The 15,493-nt window shown below is 58.4% G+C and carries 14 protein-coding genes; 5 read left to right on the top strand and 9 right to left on the bottom strand.

Annotated features, from left to right (window positions below):
* Position 1 precedes the first annotated feature (1 nt).
* Both ABRP84_RS00540 and ABRP84_RS00535 read right to left on the bottom strand, forming a co-directional pair.
* Positions 2 to 847, bottom strand: coding sequence for a carbohydrate ABC transporter permease (locus ABRP84_RS00540; RefSeq protein ID WP_239269444.1), 846 nt, complete (start codon positions 845 to 847; stop codon positions 2 to 4).
* A gap of 29 nt (positions 848 to 876) precedes the next feature.
* Positions 877 to 1,761 carry a carbohydrate ABC transporter permease gene (locus ABRP84_RS00535; protein WP_502879765.1) on the bottom strand — a complete coding sequence of 295 codons (885 nt, stop codon included), beginning with the start codon at positions 1,759 to 1,761 and terminating at the stop codon, positions 877 to 879.
* A 536-nt stretch (positions 1,762 to 2,297) separates the two neighbouring features.
* On the opposite strand from ABRP84_RS00535, the gene ABRP84_RS00530 reads away from it, so the two are divergent.
* Together ABRP84_RS00530 and ABRP84_RS00525 are read left to right on the top strand one after the other, a co-directional pair.
* Positions 2,298 to 3,569 carry a threonine/serine exporter family protein gene (locus ABRP84_RS00530; protein ID WP_349852330.1) on the top strand — a complete coding sequence of 424 codons (1,272 nt, stop codon included), beginning with the start codon at positions 2,298 to 2,300 and terminating at the stop codon, positions 3,567 to 3,569.
* Between the two features lie 454 nt (positions 3,570 to 4,023).
* Positions 4,024 to 5,346, top strand: coding sequence for an MFS transporter (locus ABRP84_RS00525; RefSeq protein WP_349852021.1), 1,323 nt, complete (start codon positions 4,024 to 4,026; stop codon positions 5,344 to 5,346).
* A gap of 290 nt (positions 5,347 to 5,636) precedes the next feature.
* Here ABRP84_RS00525 and ABRP84_RS00520 read toward each other — a convergent pair whose 3' ends face one another.
* The 7 genes from ABRP84_RS00520 to ABRP84_RS00490 all read right to left on the bottom strand — a co-directional run bounded on the left by ABRP84_RS00520 (position 5,637) and on the right by ABRP84_RS00490 (position 12,457).
* On the bottom strand, positions 5,637 to 6,593 hold the full coding sequence (locus tag ABRP84_RS00520; protein WP_349852019.1) for a glycine betaine ABC transporter substrate-binding protein: 957 nt from the start codon (positions 6,591 to 6,593) through the stop codon (positions 5,637 to 5,639).
* Positions 6,590 to 7,342: an ABC transporter permease gene (locus ABRP84_RS00515; protein ID WP_023016900.1), complete on the bottom strand. Its 753-nt coding sequence runs from the start codon at positions 7,340 to 7,342 to the stop codon at positions 6,590 to 6,592. The genes ABRP84_RS00520 and ABRP84_RS00515 overlap by 4 nt, the downstream gene beginning before the upstream one ends.
* Positions 7,329 to 8,543: an ABC transporter ATP-binding protein gene (locus tag ABRP84_RS00510; RefSeq protein WP_349852017.1), complete on the bottom strand. Its 1,215-nt coding sequence runs from the start codon at positions 8,541 to 8,543 to the stop codon at positions 7,329 to 7,331. Before ABRP84_RS00510 ends, ABRP84_RS00515 begins: the two co-directional genes overlap by 14 nt.
* Positions 8,544 to 8,545: 2 nt before the next feature.
* Positions 8,546 to 9,181 (bottom strand): ABC transporter permease, encoded by a 636-nt coding sequence (locus ABRP84_RS00505; RefSeq protein WP_349852015.1) that lies wholly within the window; start codon positions 9,179 to 9,181, stop codon positions 8,546 to 8,548.
* 190 nt (positions 9,182 to 9,371) lie between these two features.
* Positions 9,372 to 10,109: a sulfite exporter TauE/SafE family protein gene (locus ABRP84_RS00500; protein WP_239269392.1), complete on the bottom strand. Its 738-nt coding sequence runs from the start codon at positions 10,107 to 10,109 to the stop codon at positions 9,372 to 9,374.
* A gap of 28 nt (positions 10,110 to 10,137) precedes the next feature.
* Entirely contained in the window at positions 10,138 to 10,800 is a 663-nt protein-coding gene (locus tag ABRP84_RS00495) for a TIGR03089 family protein (RefSeq protein ID WP_349852013.1), read from the bottom strand.
* A gap of 25 nt (positions 10,801 to 10,825) precedes the next feature.
* Entirely contained in the window at positions 10,826 to 12,457 is a 1,632-nt protein-coding gene (locus ABRP84_RS00490; protein ID WP_023025576.1) for an LCP family protein, read from the bottom strand.
* 133 nt (positions 12,458 to 12,590) lie between these two features.
* On the opposite strand from ABRP84_RS00490, the gene ABRP84_RS00485 reads away from it, so the two are divergent.
* The 3 genes from ABRP84_RS00485 to ABRP84_RS00475 all read left to right on the top strand — a co-directional run bounded on the left by ABRP84_RS00485 (position 12,591) and on the right by ABRP84_RS00475 (position 15,420).
* Positions 12,591 to 13,499 carry a glycosyltransferase family 2 protein gene (locus ABRP84_RS00485; RefSeq protein ID WP_034659656.1) on the top strand — a complete coding sequence of 303 codons (909 nt, stop codon included), beginning with the start codon at positions 12,591 to 12,593 and terminating at the stop codon, positions 13,497 to 13,499.
* A gap of 93 nt (positions 13,500 to 13,592) precedes the next feature.
* Positions 13,593 to 14,687: a mannose-1-phosphate guanylyltransferase gene (gene manB, locus ABRP84_RS00480; RefSeq protein ID WP_284609975.1), complete on the top strand. Its 1,095-nt coding sequence runs from the start codon at positions 13,593 to 13,595 to the stop codon at positions 14,685 to 14,687.
* Positions 14,688 to 15,126: 439 nt separating this feature from the next.
* Positions 15,127 to 15,420, top strand: a complete 294-nt coding sequence (locus ABRP84_RS00475) for a WhiB family transcriptional regulator (RefSeq protein ID WP_005277485.1) — start codon at positions 15,127 to 15,129, stop codon at positions 15,418 to 15,420.
* Positions 15,421 to 15,493 lie beyond the last annotated feature (73 nt).

Here is a 15,493-nt window from a genome sequence, read left to right as displayed (position 1 = left end):
TCTAACCTTTTACGGCGCCAGTGGTGAGACCTTGAATCATGTATTTCTGCAGGCCAAGGAAAATGACGACCATCGGGAGAATGGTTAGAACGGTTGCGGCCATTACTGGTCCCCAGTTAGTAACGCCATCGTTGTTTTGCAGCATGGTCAGACCCACCTGCAGGGGAGCAACCCGTTCTGTATCCGCCATCAGGAATGGCCACAAGTAGGTATTCCATTCGTTTACTAGGGTGATCACGGAAAAAGCTGTCAATGTTGGCCAAGAAACGGGAAGAAGCACCTTGGTGAGCAAGCGAATGGGGCCGGCGCCGTCCATGCGAGCAGCTTCCACAAGCTCATAAGGCAAGGACAGGAAGTGATTGCGCATGAGGAAGGTGCCGAATGCAACACCAGCCAGCGGGACGATGATGCCGACAAAGGTATTACGCCAGCCCAAGGAATTGACCAAGGCGTAGTTGGAAATCACCGTGATTTCTGCGGGGACCATCAGGGAAGAAATCACCACGATGAACACTAGATTGCGTCCTGGGAAGCGAAGGATAGATAACGCGTAGGCGGAGACGACACCAAGCACAATCTTTATAGCGGATAGCACCGCGGTAATGAAGACTGAGTTACGCAGGTAGGTCCAGAAAGGGACGCGCGTTGTGGCATCTGCGTAATTTTTGGTTTCCCACGTCGGCGGTAGCCAGTTAACTGGGTCGGTGTAAATATCACCTCTGGCCTTGAATGAGGTCATTAAGATCCAGAACAACGGCAGTCCCACGAGTAGGAGGACGAGGATAATTCCTACGTACCCACCGATGAGTTTGGCACGCCTTGCTACAGGGGAAGAGTCTGTGATCATGTGAAGATTTGAATCAGCCATAGGGTGGGTTAACCTCGCTTATCCATGATGCGGACCTGAATCAACGTAACGACGAGCAGGATGAGGAATAGGATTGTCGCAGCAGTGGCGCCGTAACCAGCACGGAAGTTGACAAAGGTTTCGTTATAAATCTGAAAAACCAGGGTCTGGGTGCCGTTTCCTTGAGGGCCGCCCCGGGTCATGACGTTGATGATGTCGAAGACCTGCACAGAGTTGAGCAGTACCGTAATGGAAAGGAAGAAGGTGGTATTGCGCAGTTGCGGCATTGTCACGCGCCAGAATTTGCGCCAACGGCCTGTTCCATCAATGGCGGCAGCTTCGTCTAATTCCTTATCTAGGCCCTGTAGGGCAGCCAAGTAGATGACAAACGTATAACCCAAGTTCTTCCACACGAATGTAAATGTCACCATGAACAACGCCCAGCCAGGCACGGCATAAAAGTTTGGAGAACTAATGCCAAACCATCCGAGGATTTCTTGAATCAACCCAAAGTTGGGGTCGAATACGAACTGGAAGGCGATACCGATTGCGGCACCGGAGATGGCGTAGGGCGCGAAGACCACCGAGCGTGCGAAGTTGCGGCCCCTGATCTTTTGATTGAGAAGTAGCGCAAGCGCGAGCCCAATAACCATGGAGCCGATGACCGCGAAAAAGGTGAAAATGACGGTATTAAAGACGATCGTCTTTGTATCGGCGCGCGTGAACCACTCCACGTAATTATCAAAACCAACAAAAGTGGAGCTTGAACTAGAAATATTCCAGTTAAAAAAGGAAAGCCGAATATTATCCAGTAGTGGCCGGTAGGTAAAAATGGCCAGCAAGATGAGGTTGGGCGCCAAAAGTACGGCAGCCAGCAACCATTCCTTATGTCGGCTCTTTGTAGCCTTTCGCACGAGCTCCGATGAATTATCGTTGCTCGGGCAGGTGGCCGTGGCAGTCGCGATGCCGTTCTTAGCGCCGGCGTGGTCATCCCTGAGAGTCACCCAGCCAACGTAAACCGCGTAGATTACGGGGTGTTTCACATAATGGAAACTTTTGATGAATTAAAAGCGTCGAGTTCGTAAAGGCTGGGGGGCTATTGCGAACGCGATGGAAAACAACTCCAGCGCCCGGGCCTCAGTGAAGGGCCGCAGGGCGCTGGAGCTGGTTCTCTCTATCTCTCTTGCGCTCTCTCGAACGCTAAGGAAAGTATGGCGCTAGACCCTGTTATGGGCATTGAAGAAAGCTGAAATTTTCCTGGAAGTTAGTGGAGGCTAAGAAGGCCGCGAGGGAGGCGCACGGTGCGCTAGTCTGGGAGGTAGAAGAAATAGCCAAAATGTGGGTGGAAGCTGGGGCAATGGCCGCCGAGAAGTGGCCTGGATCGCAGCTTTCCCGCGAGGTAGAGGTGGAAGATTTGTCGTCTCAGAATGATCCGAATTTTCACCGGCAGATGGGCGTGGAAGCTGACGTCGTCTTGCGCGTCGGAATGATGCTGATGGGGGCGGGCACATCGGGCTATCGCGTCCTGCGCGGTATGAAGCGCAGCGCCCGGGCACTGGGATTTGATCATTTGGACGCAAACGTGGGCCTGACGCAGATCACCTGTACTTTTCACCGGGGCGATTCCTTTCGCACGGTGATTGCGCGCACGCATTCGCCGGCCGTTGATGCTTCCCGCATTGAGGCATTGGAGGACCTCACCCATAATCACCTGTATTCCGGCATTACCGCGGAAGAGCTTTCGGGGATGCTCGATTCCATTGAAAGCGATGTGAAAAAGCGCTGGAGCGTTTGGGTCCTATCCACGGCGGCCGCGGTCGCGTGCGCGGCGTTCGCTTACCTGAATTTCTTCCCAGTGCAAGCGGTAGGGCTCGTGGCGCTGGCGGCATTCGTGGGGCAATTTGTGCGCTATGAGGTGCTTCACCAGCACGTGCACCAAATCGGCGGGATCATCGCTGGTGGCGCGGCAGCCAGCGTCACGTTCTTTGTCCTCATCGAGCTCCTCGGATTTGCTGGGGTGGTAGAGCCGAGCGAGCTGTCCTCAGGCTATGTCGCAGCGGTGCTCTTTTTGATTCCGGGGTTCCCGCTCTTTTCGGCCCTGATCGATATTGCGCGCTTTGATTTTGATGCGGGCATCGCCAGGCTGGGCTATGCGTTCACGGTCATCTTTACCGCTACGTTTACCGTCTCCATGGTCAGTTGGCTAACGGATCTCAGCCCAGATCCGCCGGTTCCCGCCCCGGATACGCGGTGGTACCTGCTGGCGTTTGTTGCCAGTTTCTTCGGCATCGCCGGCTTTGCCTTCCTCTTTAATTCCTCGCGCCGCATGGTGCTGGTGGCTGCAAGTGTGGGAACCGTGGCCAACGCGGTGCGCCTTGGCCTCCTTGAGCTGGGCACGACCATCTACTTTGCAGCGTTTATCGGCGGGCTCATTATCGGGCTCTTGGGCGCGGTGGCCTCGCAAAAGGCGCGGTTGCCGCGCATTACCACCACCGTGCCGGCCGCCGTCATCATGATCCCCGGGGTGACGATGTTCCGCGCGGTCTACTACCTCAACGATAGCCAGATGGATCAAGCGGTGGCGAATGTAGCCACGGGCTTGATGGTGGTAGGCGCCATCGGTGCTGGAATGGTATTTGCCCGGCTGCTGACGGACCGCGATTGGGCGCTGGGACGCCTTATTGATTTCGATAAGGAAATCCCGCGGAAAAAGCCCTCTTAGTTCGGGTGGTCTAGCAGTGGGGCGGCCAGAGGCAGCAGGCAGTAGCGGCACCCCACAACGCAGAACCAGTAAAACGCCAGCGGCACCCGGTTCCTTTCGGTTCCGAGTGCCGCTGGCGTCTCTCTCTACAAGGGTGTTTCCATGTATCGGTTTTCACCGCCCTCTGGAAACTGAGGGGTTCTCTCTATCTCTCTCGTATGCGCTCTCTCAAACGCATGATTTAAGTATGGGGCACGCGGCTGGGCTCGCCATGGAATCTGCCTGAAAGGTTGCTGCTAAGTGCTGTGAGTTGGGTGGGGAAGGGAGGCATCGGCAGGCAAAGCTTGTAGACGAGTCTATAAAGGCAGGTAAAAGTGATCTAAACCATAGAAATTTCTGTAGGCTCGTCGCTATGGGTGCAGACCATGCTGCGCCATTTTTGCGAATGAAGCTCAACAGAAACGAGGTGAGGAGCATGGCTCCTCTGATAGCCCCACCGCCAGCGAGCGATGAATCTGCCCCAGCGGATGTGGACGTTCCTGGCACTTCACACGAACAGCGCGTTTCCGCTATCAAGGCCGCATTCATCGGCACGTTTATTGAGTGGTTCGATTATGCGGCCTATATCTATATGTCCGCGATTATCTCGCGCGTCTTCTTCCCAGAAATGGAAGGCCGCCGCGCGCTGATTTTGACCTTTGCGCTCTTCGCGCTGTCATTCTTAGTGCGCCCCATCGGGGGAATCGTGTGGGGTCATATTGGTGATAGGCACGGCCGCATCCACACGTTGACCTATTCCATCGTGTTGATGTCAATGGCGACCGCCTGCATCGGTTTATTGCCTGGGTATGCCACCATCGGCTTTGCCGCCACGCTCTTGCTCCTTATGTGTCGCATGGTGCAAGGCTTTTCCGCCGCCGGTGAATACGCCGGCGCCGCCACGCACCTGGCTGAGATTGCCCCACCCGGAAAACGCGGCATTTATGCTGCGGTAGTGCCCTCGGCAACCGCATCCGGGCTGCTCTTGGGCTCGCTCATCGCGGCCTTCCTTACCGGCGTGCTGGATGATGGTGCCCTGCATTCCTGGGGCTGGCGCGTGCCCTTCCTAGTGGCGCTGCCGCTGGGCTTGTACGGGCTGTGGATCCGCCGCCACACAGAGGAATCCACTCGCTTTGAAAAGCACGCGGACACCGAGCTTTCGCCCCTGCGTCAGGTGCTGAAATACCCTAAGGCCCTGGCCATTGCCTTTGCCGGCGCGGTGCTCAACGCGATTGGCTTCTATGTCATCTTGACCTACCTGCCCACCTATCTTTCGGAGGAACTGGGCATGGCAGAAACCCCGGCGTTTATTGCGTCCTCGGTGGCCTCCGCGTTCTACGTGGGCTTTGCGCTATTGACCGGCCTGCTCTCTGATCGCCTGGGCCGGCGCACCACCATGCTGTGTGCCGCGCTCTTTATGGGCCTTGCCATTATTCCGGCATTCATGCTTCTCGATGGCGCAGGCATTCTGCTCGTCATCATCATCCAGGTGTGCCTGGGTGGGGTGCTGGCGCTTAACGATGGCGTCTTGCCCTCCTTCCTTTCCGAGCAGTTCCCTACGCACGTGCGCCTGTCTGGCTTCGCGCTGACGTTTAATACGGCCAATGCCATCTTCGGCGGTACCGCCCCGATGATCGCGACGTGGCTGATTGGTACCACCGGAAATAGACTCGCCCCGGCCTTTTACCTGGTGGCCGCGGCGATCGCGACGGGCACCGCCGTGCTCTTCGCGCCGCGCAAGAACGACCTGGTGGCATAACCCGTGCGGGTTATGCCTGTGGAACTAGCAAAACGCCAGCGGCACTCGGTTCCTCTCGGTTCCGAGTGCCGCTGGCGTCTCTCTCTACAAGGGTGTTTCCATGTATCGGTTTTCACCGCCCTCTGGAAACTGAGGGGTTCTCTCTATCTCTCTCGTATGCGCTCTCTCAAACGCATGATTTAAGTATGGGGCACGCGGCTGGAACAGCAATGGAATCTATCTGATAGGTTGCTGAAAATTACTGAAAGTTTCCTGTACATCCATTTGTGCTGGTAAGCGGTCCGCAAAGATTATCCTTCTATCAGCCCTTCATCGATGAGGAAATCTCGGGCCACGGCGGTGTAGTCCTCACCGTCCACGTCCACGCGGGCATTGAGCTCCTGCATCTTTTCATCCGTCAGGAGCTCCGCGAGGGGCGCGAAGAGATCCTTGATCTCTGGATGTTCTTCCAAGACCTCGGTGCGTACAACTGGGGCGAGGTTGTACTTAGGGAAGAAGAGCTCAGGATCCTCGAGCACGGTGAGGTTTAAGGACTTAATGCGGCCATCGGTGGCAAAGATCGAACCGAAGGTGCACTCGCCCTTATTCAAGGCGGCATAGACGGCGCCGGAATCCATAATCCGGATGCGGTCGCGCGGTGGTTGTTCAATGCCATAGCTATCCAGCATGGTAAGCAGGCCGTCGTTGCGGGCCAAGAACTCGCTATCGGTGCAATAGGTCTGTTCATTGGCGGGAATACCCTTGATATCGGCCAGCGACTCAAGGTCGTACTGTGCGCGGGACTGTTCGCTAATGGCCAGCGCGTACGTATTATTCATCGGCGCAGGGGGCAGCCAGGTAAGTCCATGGTCCTTATCGGCTTCTTTTACCGCCTCGTATTGCTCCTGCGAGCCGGGGACCGGATCGGCGTTGCCCAGGTAGGTAATCCAGGCGGTACCGGTGTATTCAAACATGGAGTCCATATCGCCGACCTCCAGCGCTTGGCGCGCCGAGGTGGAGCCGGGGATATTGGTCAAGTCCTTTACGTTGGCACCGGCGGATTCCAAGAGGATGGCGCCAATCTTGCCCAGGATCACCTGCTCGGTGAAGTTCTTGGAACCGATGGAAATATTGGCGCCATCCAAGTCGATATCGGCTAGGTCGCCCTTTAACTGTCCGCTCGGGATGAGGCCACCGGCGGTGCCGAGGCCGCACCCGGCGAGGAAGAAGGTGCCTGCGGCGGCGAGGGTTGCGAGGAGGCGTTTCATTTGATCATTCCCTTCGGGGCGAAGACAACCTCAAGAACGCGGCCCACCCATTCGACCGCTAAGGCTAAGGCGGCGATAAGGACCGCGCCAGAGATGAGAATAGGATTGCGGTAGAGGGTGATACCGGTGGTAATCAGCCCGCCGAGGCCGCCGGCATCGATAAAGGTGGCAAACGCACCCGCGCCGACCAAGAGCACCAGGGAGGTGCGGATACCAGTCATGATGACCGGCAGGGCCATGGGCAGCTCGACCTTGGTGAGCACCTGGATTGGTGACATGCTGAGTCCGTAGGCGGCCTCGACAAGCTGCTTATCCACGCCCCGCAAGCCCGCAATCACGTTGGCGAGCACGGGCAAGAAGGCATAGAACCAGAGGCCGAGGATGGCCACCGGCTCACCAAAGCCCAGCCAGATGGCCAATAAGACGATGACGCCGACGACGGGCGCGGCCTGGCCAATATTCGCGATGCTGGTGATGATCGGCGCCATGAACTTGGTGGACTTGCGCGTTAGCACAATGCCCAGCGGCACGGCCGTGGCGATGACCAGCAGCGCGGAGATAACCACGAGGACTAAGTGCTCGCGGGTCATGGTGAGCACGGAGCTAATCTGTAGGGTGCGCTCTTCAATATCATCCAGCTCGGCCGTGGCGTGCCAGATGAGCCAGCCGCCCACCGTGAGCACCACCAAGATGGGGATGCCGATGATAAGGAGGCGGTCTTCACCGGTCAGGCGCTTAAATTTCTCCACCGGAATCCACCTCCTGGTCATCTAAAGCCTCTTGGGCGGCGGCATTCATCTGCTGGATATAATCTGTGACCGTTTCGTAGTACAAAACGCCCACGAATTCACCGCGGCGGGTAACAAGCGCCCCGCTGTGGGAGGAAGCAAGCATGGCAGACATGGCATCGCTAAGCGTAGAGCGCGCATCCACGACGGAGTTGAGCTCGAACTGCGGTTCTGGGATGGTCTCGTAGCGCTCGAGCTGGCGGGCGAAGATCCAGTCGCGGGGATGGCCCTTGTCATCGATGATGACCACCATTTCTTCACCGGCTTCGCGCAGGCGCGCTAGCGCCTTGCTTGTGGATTCGCCGATGCGCGCGGTGGCCTGGTCCGCTAGCTCCAGCTCATCCGCGCGGCGCAGGTTGAGCTGTTTTAGGGCGGAACCGGAACCAATGAAGTCGGCCACGAAGTCATTCGCGGGCGCGGCCAGGATGTTTTCGGGCGTATCGTACTGGCTGATCTTTCCGCCCGGCTCAAAGATGAGGATGCGGTGGCCCAGCTTGATGGCTTCATCGATATCGTGCGTGACGCAGATGATGGTCTTTTTCAACTCGGATTGGATATTGACCAATTCATCCTGCAGGCGGGTGCGGGTGATGGGGTCGACAGCGCCGAAGGGCTCGTCCATCAAGACAACCGGAGGATCCGCAGCCAAGCCGCGGGCGACGCCGACGCGCTGTTGCTGGCCACCGGATAGCTCGCTGGGGAAACGATCGCGGTAGGTGGCAGGATCGAGCCCGACCATATCCAATAGCTCGTCGGTGCGCTGCGAAATCTTATCGGCCTTCCACTTTTTCAGCTTGGGCACAAGCGCGATATTATCCGCGACGGACATGTGCGGGATGAGGCCGCCGCCTTGGATGACGTAGCCAATATCGCGGCGCAGCTGCGTGGGGTTTTTCTTGGTGGCATCCTCGCCGTCGATATAAATGGTGCCGCTGGTTGGCTCCACCAAGCGGTTAATCATCTTCAGCGAGGTGGTCTTACCGCAACCAGACGGGCCGACGAATGCGACCAGCTCGCCCGCCGGAATTTCGAAGGAAAGGTCCTCCACGGCGGGGGAGTCCTGGCCCGAATAGGCCTTGGTGACGTGATCGAAGACGATGCTGGCACCGCTATTGCTCGTGTCCGCGGCGTGCGTGGAGGAAGCGTGCGTTGAATCAGACATTCTTAGATACCTTTCGGGGTGGTCAATTTTTGGATTCCGGCGAGAATCGCATCCACGATGAGCGCAATGATGATGACGCCGATGGTGCCCACCAGCGTGAAATTAAGTGCGTTGGTGCCGCCGATTTGGCTAAGCCCTGAGTAGATATATCCACCCAGCCCTGGGCCGAGCGCGTAGGCGGCGATGGCGGCAACACCCATAGACATTTGGGTGGAGACGCGGATGCCGGTCATAATGACCGGCCAGGCCAGCGGCAGCCGGATGCGGAAGAGGATGGCCGTCGAGCTCATGCCCTGCCCACGGGCGGATTCGATGACATCGTCGCTGACATTGTGCAAACCGACGATGGCATTGCGCAGGATGGGAAGGACGGCATAAAAGACCACGAGGACAACGGAAGGTATGGTGCCGATGCCAAAGAGCGGGATGGCAAGGCCAAGTAGTGCCAGCGAAGGCAAGGTCAGGCCGATGGAGGTTAAGGCATTAGCGATAGCCGCACCGCGCGGGCGTTGGGCTACAAAAATGGCAATAATCAACGCGATGACTAGGGCCACGGCGACCGATTGGATGACAAGGCTTGCGTGCTGGTAACTGCGGAAAAGGATGTCCTGCCAGCGCGCAGCGATAAATTCGTTCATTTCATCACCTAAAAGAAAGAGAATAGGGCGCAGGGAAAATTGATGGAGGGTACAGACTCTCTGGTCCTTCCTCTGCGCTGATGATGCACTTCTAGCGTACAACCTTTTTTCAGCGCGAAACAATAGCTGGACAGGCTAGAGACAAAACCGGGGGCAGTGAGCACGAGGTAATGCCGGTCTTATTGGCGGCCTAGAAAAACAGCACTTGGCCGATAAGTGCCAGGGCAGCGGTAATAGCTACCACCGTGACGATGCGGTTCAGGCGCTTGGTATCGATGAAGTGGTTGAGGTAGTTGGCAATGAATAAACCGACGACCACCAACGGGCTATAGGCAGCGGCGGCGTAGACCTGCGGCTGGGTCACCTGGCCGTTGAAGCCCAGGATGATAAGGGACATGACGGTACCGATCACAAAGGTGCCGGCGAGGCTGCCGCGCGTGCGCTGTGGGTCGAAGCGCTTCATAATCAGCGCCATCGGCGGCCCACCGATGGAGGTAGAGGTTCCCAGGAATCCGGAGGTAAGCCCGGCTAAGACGGTATTGCGCCTGGTGGGCTCGGGGCTCCAGCCGAGGCTCGAGAGGGACATCGCCAAGAGCACGGCGCAGCCGATGAAGATGGACAGGCCGTCGTGTGAGAGGGATGCGATCGCCCACGCACCGGCGAACGAGCCCGGAATGCGGGCGATGACGGATATGCCGACCAAGCGCCATGAGGTTTCGCGGTAGGTTCGCGCCAGCGTATAGATGGAAATGCACAGCGCGAGGAGCAAGATGAGTGTGGGAACTAAATCTGGGCGCAAGAGCGCGACTATGGGGGTGGCGATGGTGCCGAGCCCAAAGCCGATCGAGCCCTGAGTGATAGTGCCGACCAAGATGAGCACACCAATAAAGATGTAGACCCACGCGTCTGAAGAGATTCCCAAGAACATGATGGAAGGCAAGTATAGGGCACTTAACCTACAGCCGGGCGGTTACTTTCTCATTCGCTGCAATTTCATACAAGCGGGACGCGGGGCAGAGTCCAGCGACGATGACAGCGGAGCCGCCGACTGCTAAGGGCTCGAGCACGGCGCGGGTGAAAGAAGATTTATCGCTCCACCCAGTAGACAGCAACCGCTCGGCACTCGCGGGCGGGGTCACCAACTCTGGCAGGGGTTGGGTTTCACCGAAGTATTGGTCGCCATAAAAACGGACGGTGGGGCCGAAGTCAATGGCACCGGTGGGCAGATCCCCGCCGGATTCGACGATGCCACGGCCAAAGGGATCATCGCTGATGAGCACGATATCGGCCTGCGGCTGCCGCTCTTGGGCTGAAAGGTAGCGGGAGGGGGAGGTAAAGACGACGTCGGCAAGCGCGGCCGACTCACCGAAATCAAAGGTGGGCCCAGCGGCGAGGGCGCCTAAGGCAATGACGGCGGCCTGCCACGAGGTGGGCACATCGATGGCGATGGTGGAATCCGGCTCCAAGTCGAGCTCTTCTTCCAACATATTGGCGATCTTGGCCACCCAGTTATCTAGGGTCTGCGCGGAAAAATCCATGCGTGCGCCGGTGGATTCGTTATAAACAGTCAGCCGCGGGGTGGCGGCATCGGCGTTTAAAAGATGGGCGAGTAGTTCCATACCCGCCCATCGTAGGCCAGCCTGCTTAGTTCACGCAGCGCGGTCCGTCGCCGCCGGCGTCGATTTCAGGGGAAACCTTGTTGGCGCCGAAGTCATTGCCCGGGGTGCCTACCAGGTCGGTATCTTCCTCGGCCGCGGATTCCTCGGCGCTTGCTTCCTCATCGGAGGGGCCCTGGTAATCATCGGTGGCCACGACGAGCAAGGTATTGTCATCGAGCTGCGGGTTTTCTACCACCGGCAGGCCACCGAGCTTTTCCGCCAGCTTCTTGGCATCTTCGCTATCGGGGTCCGCGGCCACGACCTGGGACTCGGAGTAGATGCCGGGCTGGGCGTTGGCGGAGCGCTCGACGGTATAGCCGGTGTTTTCCAGCCAGGTGCCGATGCCGGCGGCCAAGCCATCGATATTGCCGGCATTGAGGACGTGGACCTCGTTATCGGAGTTGATATCAGCATCATGCTCCGGCGCGTCTTCTGTCTTCTCGTCCTTCTCGGCCGCCTCTTCTTCGGCTTCCTCGTGCGACTTGGCCAGATCCTCCATAAAGCGGTGAACCTCATTGGTATCGATGGTGACGATGGATTCGCCGTAATCGCCGCGGCCATCGATGGAGGTGACCGGGATGGTGGTGAAGGTGACATTGCCGCCGGCCAGGCCGGCCAGCTGGGTGACGAAGCCCATGATGTCCCAGCCATCATCGATGACCACGGAGCGCTCCACGGCCTTAGCAATCTTGGAGAGCTTAGACGGGCTGGTCAGCGTGTCATTATCGAGTACCTTCTTAACCAGCGAGGCCATATACGCCTGCTGGCGCACGATGCGGTCGAGGTCACCGCGCGGCAGGTTATAGCGCTGGCGCACGAAGGTCAGCGCCTTCGCGCCATCGAGGGTCTGGGTCCCCTTGTGGAATTTGGCGCCGGACATCTCGTCCTCAACATCTTCGTTGAGGCACACGTCGACGCCACCGACGGCATCAGTAAGCAGCGTAAAGCCCAGCAAGCCCACCTCGGCGTAGTGGTCAATGGATACGCCGGTCAGGGAGTGCACCATCTTGAGCAGGCCTTCGCGGCCTGCTTCCACGCCGTGCTTTTCGATGTCCTTATCCGAATACGGTTTCTTCTCACCCTGCGCCTCCGCCTCGGCGTTTTCCTGCTGGAGCTCCTGGACTTTGTCGTTTTTGTGCGAGGCGTAGACGGCATTGATCTTCATATTGCCGTAGTCCGGGTCGTTGACATAGGTATCGCGCGGAATGGAGACAGCCGTAGCACGCGAGCCGTCTTCCGGAATGCGCACGAGCATGATGGTGTCGGTATTTTCCTCGCCCTCGGCAACGCCGGCGTGGAGATCCGCCAACTCCTTTTCGGAGAGCGGGTTGCCCTGGGCATCGGTACGCGAGTCCTTGCCCACGAGCAAGATATCGGCGGCGCCGTCCAAGGAAGGATCGGATAAACCATCCTCGCCCAAAGATAAGTCCGAGGCGGAGGACATGCCCGTATCCAGGCGCCCCACCGTGGCGTAGCCCACGCCGGAGACAGCCAGGATGAGGGCAGAAATAACAGCCACGATGGTTTTGGTGGCCGTGGAACCCTTTTGCTTAACCGCGCTAGCGGCAGAGGGCGCGGGTTGGATATTGCGCGCCCGGCGAGTGTTCTCAGAAGTCACAAGTGAAGGCTTTCTACTTTCCGGGGATCTGGAGACAGTTTAGGGGAGATCTCGCCAAAATTAGGGATCCGTGGCCAGTTTCGCGCAATTGAACAGTGTCTGTCTCCGGACACAGCCTCTGGCGTGACTAAACTTGGGGCCCATTGTGACTACTGAAACTACAGCTCCGCTCGCCGTTATCACTGTGACTTATAATCCCGGTGAGTACTTGGCGCGCTTTATAAGCTCCCTGCCGGACGCCTGCGTTAACGGCACCGAGGTGATACTGGCGGATAATGGTTCGACCGATGGCGTCCCCGAAGCCGCCGCTGCAGAAAAAGAAGACGTACACTTCCTCGATACCGGCGGCAATATTGGTTACGGCGCCGGCATGAATGCCGGCGCGCGGTGGGTGCGCGAGAACCGACGCGTAGATGATGAGTTCTTCCTTATCTCTAACCCGGATGTCACCTTTAGTAAAGGCGCAATTGACCAGATGATTGCGTGCGCGCGCCGCTGGCCGGACGCCGCCGCGGTGGGCCCGCGCATCGTGGAACCGGACGGCAGCAACTATCCGTCCGCTCGGTCGGTGCCGAATATATCCACGGGCATCGGGCACGCGCTGTTTTCCAACCTATGGCCGTCTAATCCATGGACGCGCACGTACCGTAACGATGCCGATATGTCCGTCCAACGCCCCGCCGGGTGGTTATCCGGATCCTGCCTCTTGGTGCGCTGGGATGCCTTCGATGCCATTGGCGGCTTTGATGAGCGTTACTTCATGTACTTGGAGGATGTGGACTTAGGTGATCGCTTCGCCCGCGCCGGGTACCAAAACATTTTCTGCCCAGAAGCCGTCATCAGCCACGCCAAGGGACATTCCACCCAGGCGCACGCCGGGGCGATGCTGCGCGCGCACCACAGTTCCGCGTACCGCTTCCAGGCGGACCGTCACCCGGCGTGGTGGCAGGCCCCGCTGCGCGCCGCGCTGTGGCTGGGATTGCAGGCGCGGGGAGCGGTGACGGCCGCTCGCGCCAGTACGGCCAAAGATTCGGAGGCCTGAAGCGCGTGCCGTTGACCTGGTTTCTGGCCGCGGCCGCATACACTGACCTTCGAAAAACCTCAGAATAAGATTGTCTGCATACAAAGGATGACTATGACTGAAGCAGCCACCACTCACGGTGCCACCACCGATGCAGTGATTTTGGTGGGCGGGCGCGGTACCCGCCTGCGCCCACTGACCATTGGTACGCCCAAGCCCATGCTGCCGACGGCAAATTACCCGTTCCTGCAGCACCTGCTCGCCCGCATCAAGGCCGCGGGCATTGAGCACGTGGTGATGTCCACCTCGTATAAGGCAGAGGTTTTCGAGGAATACTTTGGCGATGGCTCCGAGCTCGGCCTGGACATTGAATACGTGGTGGAAGAGACCGCGCTGGGCACCGGCGGCGGCATCCGCAATGTCTATGACAAGCTGCGCAATGACACCGTTATGGTTTTCAATGGTGATGTTCTTTCCGGCATGGACCTAGAGGGCATCTTGACCACGCACCACAACAAGGGTGCCGATGTCACCATGCACCTGCTCAACGTGGCGGATCCCCGCGCCTTTGGTTGCGTGCCCACGGATTCTGAAGGCCGGGTCACGGCCTTTTTGGAAAAGACCGAGGATCCACCAACCAACCAGATCAACGCCGGTTGCTACGTCTTTGACCGCTCCGTCATCGAATCCATCCCTGCAGACCGCGTGGTCTCGGTTGAGCGCGAGACCTTCCCAGGCTTGCTTGCCGATGGCCGCTTGGTCGTCGGCCACGTCGATAATTCCTACTGGCGCGATATGGGCCGCCCAGATGATTTCACCCGCGGCTCCTCTGACTTGGTGCGCGGCATCGCCCCATCGCCGCTGTTGGAAGGCCGCACCGGCGAGTCCCTCGTGGAATCCTCTGCGGGCATTGCCGGCGGCGTGCTGCTGCTATCTGGCACCGCGGTGGGCCGCGGATCCGAGGTGGGAGCCGGCTCCCGCCTCGAGGGAACGGTGGTCTTTGATGGCGTGCGCATCGAACCAGGGGCCATCATCCACAACTCCATCATTGCCTCGGGCGCGCATATTGGCGCCAATGCGGTCATCGAAAACTGCGTCATTGGCGAAGGCGCCCACGTAGGCGCCCGCTGCGAGCTCGTGGACGGCATGCGGGTATTTCCTGGTGTGACCATCCCCGATGCCGGCATTCGCTTTAGCTCCGACGCCTAAAGCGCCCGCCACCTACCCTCCGCACCTCCTGCAGCTCGGTAACGCTGCGCGGTGCGGAGGGCTTTGTGATCCTTGCCCGGCTGAGATTTTGGGAGACACGCCGACACTTCCTGAAAATTGTTGACAGAAAAACCGGGAACCACTATATCTAGTACCCCCTACCTATACACCCGGATAGCACCGGGTGTTACTAATGTGACGGATGGGGATCGTGTGCAGCGTTTTTGCGATAAAGCGCGAAAAAGGCACTAATTCAGGTTGACGATATTTAGTGATCCGGTGTGAAATTACATCAGTGCAAGAAACGGCGACCGACGCACTTGTTTTCACGGATTGGCTCGCGGGTTGACCGCGATTCAGCCGCACTTCAGCCTCGTGTACAGTCGGTTGCACTGATTAGGATTACCCAACCTCGGAGAAAGGAAAAGGCGTGGACAAGATGGCTAATAACAACGCCATTCTCCGTGGCGGTGCTGCTGCAGAGGTATCGCTCGATGAACTCTTCGGTGCCGTCGAGCAGGAGTGGCAGGATCAAGCGTTGTGCGCGCAGACGGATCCAGAGGCATTCTTCCCTGAAAAGGGAGGTTCCACCCGTGAGGCAAAGCGTATCTGCCAAGCCTGCGCGGTGCGCGATGAGTGCCTGGAATACGCGCTGGAGCACGATGAACGCTTCGGAATTTGGGGCGGGCTTTCGGACCGCGAACGCCGCCGCCTCAAACGCGAGATTGGTTAACTAAGTTGTGTGCTCTAGCCCTTGGCTGCGCCCCCTGAGCGGTGCGGTCAAGGGCTAGAGTTTTCTTTGTGGT

The sequence above is a fragment of the Corynebacterium sp. KPL2861 genome (assembly GCF_040225475.1).
In the GTDB taxonomy this organism is placed as follows: Bacteria; Actinomycetota; Actinomycetes; order Mycobacteriales; family Mycobacteriaceae; genus Corynebacterium.
This window is presented reverse-complemented; position numbering and strand designations above follow the sequence as displayed.

Coding starts and splice junctions, on each gene's coding strand:
- ABRP84_RS00500 (WP_239269392.1), bottom strand. CDS start 10,109: ATGTTCTTGGGAATCTCTTCAGACGCGTGGGTCTACATCTTTATTGGT.
- ABRP84_RS00520 (WP_349852019.1), bottom strand. CDS start 6,593: ATGAAACGCCTCCTCGCAACCCTCGCCGCCGCAGGCACCTTCTTCCTC.
- ABRP84_RS00505 (WP_349852015.1), bottom strand. CDS start 9,181: ATGAACGAATTTATCGCTGCGCGCTGGCAGGACATCCTTTTCCGCAGT.
- ABRP84_RS00495 (WP_349852013.1), bottom strand. CDS start 10,800: ATGGAACTACTCGCCCATCTTTTAAACGCCGATGCCGCCACCCCGCGG.
- ABRP84_RS00510 (WP_349852017.1), bottom strand. CDS start 8,543: ATGTCTGATTCAACGCACGCTTCCTCCACGCACGCCGCGGACACGAGC.
- manB (WP_284609975.1), top strand. CDS start 13,593: ATGACTGAAGCAGCCACCACTCACGGTGCCACCACCGATGCAGTGATT.
- ABRP84_RS00530 (WP_349852330.1), top strand. CDS start 2,298: ATGGGCGTGGAAGCTGACGTCGTCTTGCGCGTCGGAATGATGCTGATG.
- ABRP84_RS00525 (WP_349852021.1), top strand. CDS start 4,024: ATGGCTCCTCTGATAGCCCCACCGCCAGCGAGCGATGAATCTGCCCCA.
- ABRP84_RS00540 (WP_239269444.1), bottom strand. CDS start 847: ATGATCACAGACTCTTCCCCTGTAGCAAGGCGTGCCAAACTCATCGGT.
- ABRP84_RS00475 (WP_005277485.1), top strand. CDS start 15,127: ATGGCTAATAACAACGCCATTCTCCGTGGCGGTGCTGCTGCAGAGGTA.